Raw genomic sequence first — 2,545 nt, 5'->3', positions numbered from 1 at the left:
AAGAAACCGGCTTGAGCACAGGCCCAGCCGGTTCTTGGGCGCCGACGGCGCCGGTTTACTTCAGGGATTCGATGAGGTCGATGTACTGCTGCATCGCGTCATCGGTGCTCGTGCCCTTGAGCTCGTTCCATGCGTCCCACTTGGCACGACCGACCATGTCGGTGAAGCCGGGGCGCTTGCCGTCGACGTCGCCGGCGCTGCCTTGCTTGTAGAGCGCATAGAGCTTCAGCAGCGTCATGTTGTCCGGCCGCTCGGCCAGGTTCTTGGAGTCGGCGACAGCGGCTTCGAATTGGTCTTTCAGGCTCACGGGGGTTCTCCAGGCTGATTGGGGCGTCGATTCTCATGACAATCGACCGACGGGCCGCCGAGTTTAGGCCCGGCCAATAACGAATCCGAGGAGACGCATGGGCCCCAGCAGCGAACGTATGTCCAAGGTGGATACCGCCTGGCTGCGCATGGACACCGAGGCCAACCTGATGATGATCGTCGGGGTCTGGTCCATCCGCCCCGGCATCACGCTGGCCGCGCTGCGCGAACGCGTGGCCGAACGGCTGCTGCAGTACCCGCGCTTTCGGCAAAAGGTCGTCGAGGACGCCTTGCTGGGCGCCCAGTGGGTGGCCGACAAGGATTTCGACATCGCCCGCCACGTTGTCGCCGAGGTGCCGCTGCCCCTGCGCGGCCAGAGCCGTGACGAGGTGCTGCGCGAGCGCGTCGCCGAGCTGTGCTCTGAGGCGCTGGACCCGGCCCACCCGCTGTGGCAGTTCCAGCTCATCGAGGACATGGGCGACGGCACGAGCGCACTGATTGCCCGCATCCACCACTGCATTGCCGACGGCATCGCGCTGATCGCCGTCATGCTGTCCATCACCGATGGCGGCAAGGCGCCGCCCAAGCGCGCGACAAAAGATGTTGAGGAGCCCGGCGAGGCGGACTGGCTGCTCGACGCCTTCCTGCGACCGTTGAGCAACCTGACCGTCAAGGCCATCGGCATGACGGGCAAGGGCGTGGCCAAGGGCGTGGACCTGGCCATGCGTGGCGACACGCCGATGGACTCGTCGCTGGAGATGGCCCGCATGGGCTACCAGGCCGTGTCCGACGTGGCCGCCTTTGCGCTGATGCCCGACGATTCGCCGACGCGCCTCAAGGGCAAGCCCGGTTCGAAGAAGACCGTGGCTTGGGATGACAGCCTGGCGCTGGACGAGGTCAAGGCGGTCGGCAAGGCCCTGGGCGCGTCCATCAACGACGTGCTGCTGGCCTGCGCGGCCGGCGCCATCGGCCGCTACCTGGCGGACAAGGGCGACGACCCGGCGGGCAAGGAGATCCGCGCCATGGTGCCGGTCAATCTGCGCCCGCTGGAGCAGGCCTGGCAACTCGGCAACCGCTTCGGCCTGGTGCCGCTGGTGCTGCCCATCGGCATCGCCAATCCCATCGAGCGGCTGTTCGCGGTACGCGCGCGCATGAGCGAGCTCAAGGGCAGCTTCCAGCCGGTGATGGCCTTCGGCCTGCTGTCTGTCGCCGGCCTGCTGATCAAGCCCGTGCAGCACGCGATGCTCAACCTCTTCGCCAAGAAGGCGACGGCGGTGATGACCAATGTGCCGGGCCCGGCCGAGGCGCTCAAGTTCTGCGGCTCGACGGTGGAGAAGGTGATGTTCTGGGTGCCGCAGTCGGGCGACATCGGCATGGGCGTCAGCATCCTGACCTACGCCGGCCGCGTGCAGTTCGGCCTCATCACCGACACCGGCCTGTGCCCCGACCCCGAGGCCATCATCGCCAACTTTGCGCCGGAGTTCGAGAAGCTGCTGATGCTGGCGCTGATGATGCCCTGGGAAGCCTGAGCCCCTCGTCCAAGGGCATACCTTGGCCGGTCCCCCGAGGTGACGGCGATGCTTGCCGGATTGACCAGCAAGCACATCGCCTTACGCGGGCCGGCTAGGGAGCGGCCCGGCGCTCGGCCCGCAAGGCGCGCGCTCCGGCTGGACTCACTTCGACTTGGGCACCGCCGCCGTCGTGACGGCGTTGGCCTTCTTGGGCTTGGCCTTGCCGGCAGCGGTGGGATAGGCCATCGTCACCGTGGCCGGGTCGGCCTTTTCCAGATAGGACGCGAACTGCGCTTCGTCGCAGGGCTTGGCGTCGTTGTAGTACCGGTGGTCGCCCTTGGGGCGTTCGCCGGTGAAGGTCGGCGCCACCGCGCCGGCGGCGTAGTAGGTGGCGACGTGGCTGGCATAGGCCTGGGCGCAACCATCGTGCAACACGGCCTGGGCGTGGCTGGCCGGTGTGTCGGCCGCGAAGGCCGGCAGCGCGGTGACCAGAGACGCAATGGTGACTGCGAGGGTTCTCATGGCGGACCTCCTTGCTGCTCAAGGTGAGCCCAAGGCTACGCCTAAGTGCAAGCAAATGCACGCCGCACTGCACCAATCAAAAGGCGCCCGAAGGCGCCTTTGCATCGACTCAGCCCTTGGGCGCGGAAGGCGCTGTGGCCGGCTTCTTGGCCTTGGGGCGGCCGGCGGCGGAAGGGTAGGCGCGCATGACGAGGGCAGGGTCGGCC

3 protein-coding genes are annotated in these 2,545 nt (G+C 67.4%); 1 reads left to right on the top strand and 2 read right to left on the bottom strand.

The genetic code is table 11. The features are described 5' to 3' along the window. Window positions 1–55 precede the first annotated feature (55 nt). Window positions 56–307, bottom strand: a complete 252-nt coding sequence (locus ACXJKR_RS29585) for an acyl-CoA-binding protein (protein WP_056193669.1) — start codon at window positions 305–307, stop codon at window positions 56–58. Window positions 308–404: 97 nt separating this feature from the next. On the opposite strand from ACXJKR_RS29585, the gene ACXJKR_RS29580 reads away from it, so the two are divergent. Further along, window positions 405–1,835 carry a wax ester/triacylglycerol synthase family O-acyltransferase gene (locus tag ACXJKR_RS29580; RefSeq protein ID WP_457325886.1) on the top strand — a complete coding sequence of 477 codons (1,431 nt, stop codon included), beginning with the start codon at window positions 405–407 and terminating at the stop codon, window positions 1,833–1,835. Window positions 1,836–1,979: 144 nt separating this feature from the next. Here the strand turns inward: ACXJKR_RS29580 and ACXJKR_RS29575 are convergent, their stop codons facing one another. Continuing rightward, complete coding sequence (locus ACXJKR_RS29575) at window positions 1,980–2,339, bottom strand: hypothetical protein (RefSeq protein ID WP_457325885.1); 360 nt, start codon at window positions 2,337–2,339, stop codon at window positions 1,980–1,982. Between the last annotated feature and the right edge of the window lie 206 nt (window positions 2,340–2,545).

This window comes from Roseateles sp. P5_E11, assembly GCF_054049355.1.
Note: the sequence above shows the minus strand (reverse complement) of the source record. Positions and strands in the feature narration are given on the sequence as shown.

What these genes read in the sequence shown, in the direction of transcription:
- ACXJKR_RS29575 (WP_457325885.1), bottom strand. Translation starts at nt 2,339, where the DNA reads ATGAGAACCCTCGCAGTCACCATTGCGTCTCTGGTCACCGCGCTGCCG.
- ACXJKR_RS29580 (WP_457325886.1), top strand. Translation starts at nt 405, where the DNA reads ATGGGCCCCAGCAGCGAACGTATGTCCAAGGTGGATACCGCCTGGCTG.